A 2,563-nucleotide genomic window follows, 5' to 3' on the forward strand; every position below is an offset into this window, starting at 1 on the left:
CGCGCCATCAGAGATGTGTATAAGAGACAGGCACGGAAGGCCGCGACGACGCCCGATGAGCGAGCGCACGCTCTACGACAAGGTCTGGGACGAACACAGCGTCACCAAGCTGCCCACGGGCCAGACCCAGCTGTTCGTGGGCCTGCACCTCATCCACGAGGTGACGAGTCCGCAGGCGTTCGGCATGCTCGGCGAGCGCGACATGGAGGTCGCCTATCCTGACCTGACCCACGCGACGGTCGACCACATCGTACCGACGGCGGATCAGTCGCGGCCGTTCGCCGACGACGCCGCCGAGGAGATGATGAGCGAGCTGGAGACGAACGTCCGCGACTCCGGGATCGAGTTCGACGATCCCACCAGCGGCGACCAGGGTATCGTCCACGTCATCGGCCCGGAGCAGGGACTCACCGAGCCCGGGACGACGATCGTCTGTGGCGATTCGCACACCTCGACCCACGGAGCCTTCGGCGCGCTCGCGTTCGGTATCGGCACCTCGCAAATTCGCGACGTGCTCGCGACCCAGACGGTGGCGATGGAGAAGAAGAAGGTCCGGAAGATCGAGGTGACGGGCGAGCTCGATAGTCATGTGGGTGCGAAGGACGTCATCCTCACGATCATCCGGAAGCTCGGCGTCGACGGCGGCGTCGGCTACGTCTACGAGTACGCCGGCGAGGCGATCGAGTCACTCGACATGGAGGGACGGATGAGCATCTGCAACATGTCGATCGAGGGTGGCGCGCGAGCGGGCTACGTCAACCCCGACGAGACCACCTACGAGTGGCTCCGCGAGACGGACGCCTTCCGTGACGACCCCGAGAAGTTCGAGGCGCACAAGGAGTACTGGGAGTCGATCACCTCGGACGCGGACGCCGAGTACGACGACGTCGTCACGATCGACGGCGACGAGATCGAACCCGTCGTGACGTGGGGGACGACGCCGGGCCAGGGGATCGGTGTGACCGAAGCGATCCCCGAACCCGACGCGCTCCCCGCGGACAAACAGGAGACTGCACGGGGCTCCCAGGAGCACATGCGCGTCGAGCCCGGCGAGACGATGCAGGGCTACGACATCGACGTGGCGTTCCTGGGTTCGTGTACGAACGCCCGACTGCCCGATCTCCGGGCCGCCGCCGACGTCGTCGACGGGCGGGAAGTCGATTCGAGCGTTCGCGCGATGGTCGTCCCGGGCAGCCAGCGCGTCAAAGAGGCCGCCGAGGCGGAGGGGCTCGACGAGACGTTCCGCGAGGCGGGCTTCGAGTGGCGCGGTGCGGGCTGTTCGATGTGTCTCGGGATGAACGAGGATCAGTTGGAGGGCGATCAGGCCTGTGCCTCCTCGTCGAACCGGAACTTCGTCGGGCGACAGGGCTCGAAAGAGGGCAGAACCGTCCTCATGAGCCCGGTGATGGTCGCCGCGGCGGCGATCACGGGCGAGGTCACCGACGTACGCGAACTGCCGGAGGTGGCGGTCCAATGACCGAGGAGGTCGTCGAGACCGTCGAACGCGTCACCGGTACCGGTATCCCAGTTCGAGGCAACGACATCGATACCGATCAGGTGATCCCGGCGCGGTTCATGAAGGTGATCACCTTCGACGGGCTCGGCGAGTTCGCCTTCTTCGACCAGCGGTTCGACGACGAGGACAACGAGAAGGACCATCCGATGAACGAGGAGCGGTTCCGCGACGCCTCGGTGATGGTCGTCAACGCCAACTTCGGCTGTGGCTCCTCGCGCGAGCACGCCCCCCAGGCACTCATGCGCTGGGGGATCGACGCACTCATCGGCGAGAGCTTCGCCGAGATCTTCGCCGGCAACTGTCTCGCGCTCGGGATCCCGACCGTGACCGCCGACCACGAGACGGTCTCGGAAATTCAGGCGTGGACCGAAGCGAACCCCGACAGCGACATCGAGATCGACGTGGCCGACGAGACGGTGCGCTACGGCGATCACGAGGCCACCGTCACCGTCGACGAAGCCCAGCGTCGGGCGCTCGTCGACGGCGTCTGGGACACGACTGCACTGATGCGATCGAATTCAGGATCGGTCGCCGAGACGGCCGCCGCACTCCCCTATCTCGATGACTGAAGAGATCGCCGTGATCCCGGGCGACGGCATCGGGCAGGAGGTCGTCCCGGTCGCGGTGTCGGTGCTCGACGAGGTCGGCGAGTTCGCGTTCACCGAGTACGATGCCGGCGATCGAGTTCGGGAGGAAACCGGCGAGCCGCTGCCCGAGGAGACGAAACGGGCGGCCGAGACGAGCGACGCGACGCTGTTCGGCGCGGCCGGCGAGAGCGCGGCGGACGTGATCTTACCCCTCCGAAGCGCGGTCGGCTCGTTCGCGAACGTCCGTCCCGCGAGAGCGTACCCCGGTATCGACGCGCTCCATCCCGACGCCGACCTGGTGTTCGTCCGCGAGAACACCGAAGGCGTCTACGCGGGCATCGAGAGCGATCTCACCGACGAGGTGCGGACGCTGACCCGCGTGATCACCGAACCCGCCTCGCGACGGATCGCCGAGTTCGGGTTCGACCTGTCTCTTATACACATCTCTGATGGCGCGAGG

General features: G+C 66.5%; 3 protein-coding genes. All 3 read left to right on the forward strand.

The features are described 5' to 3' along the window. Positions 1-55: 55 nt before the first annotated feature. On the forward strand, positions 56-1,477 hold the full coding sequence (gene leuC, locus C448_RS10825) for a 3-isopropylmalate dehydratase large subunit (RefSeq protein WP_004054721.1): 1,422 nt from the start codon (positions 56-58) through the stop codon (positions 1,475-1,477). Then, positions 1,474-2,085: a 3-isopropylmalate dehydratase small subunit gene (gene leuD / locus C448_RS10830; protein WP_004054723.1), complete on the forward strand. Its 612-nt coding sequence runs from the start codon at positions 1,474-1,476 to the stop codon at positions 2,083-2,085. Before leuC ends, leuD begins: the two co-directional genes overlap by 4 nt. Beyond that, positions 2,078-2,563 (forward strand): isocitrate/isopropylmalate family dehydrogenase (locus C448_RS10835; protein WP_004054725.1); only part of this gene is annotated, 486 nt, incomplete at its 3' end. The genes leuD and C448_RS10835, both read left to right, overlap by 8 nt.

It is taken from the genome of Halococcus morrhuae DSM 1307, assembly GCF_000336695.1.
Classification (GTDB): Archaea; Halobacteriota; Halobacteria; order Halobacteriales; family Halococcaceae; genus Halococcus; species Halococcus morrhuae.